Below are 312 nucleotides of genomic sequence, written 5' to 3'. Positions count from 1 at the left end.
GCCGCGAAGGCGAGGAGCTAGCGCCCGGCCAGGAGCTGGAGCGCCTGATGCCGAAGTACGCGGTGATGAACTACCGGGGCAACCGCTACCGTGTCGGTTACTGATCCCGGCCTGGCGCTGGCCGTCGTCGGCTGGTCCGGCAGCGGCAAGACGACCCTGCTCGAATTCCTGGTCGGGCGCCTGGCGGCGCGCGGCCTGCGCGTGAACGTCCTCAAGCACAGCCACCACGACATCGTGCTCGAACCGCCGCACAAGGACAGCGCGCGCCTGCGCATGGCGGCCCTGCAGGGCAGGAGCGAACCCCGCACCTGA

At 70.5% G+C, this 312-nt stretch carries 1 pseudogene; it reads left to right on the top strand.

From position 1 onward, the window contains the following. Window positions 1-90: 90 nt before the first annotated feature. Window positions 91-279, top strand: a pseudogene (locus KVT32_RS29490) (molybdopterin-guanine dinucleotide biosynthesis protein B); the annotation flags it as partial. Window positions 280-312: the final 33 nt, after the last annotated feature.

The organism is Achromobacter sp. GbtcB20, from assembly GCF_019091095.1.
In the GTDB taxonomy this organism is placed as follows: domain Bacteria; phylum Pseudomonadota; class Gammaproteobacteria; order Burkholderiales; family Burkholderiaceae_B; genus Achromobacter; species Achromobacter mucicolens.
Note: the sequence above shows the minus strand (reverse complement) of the source record. Positions and strands in the feature narration are given on the sequence as shown.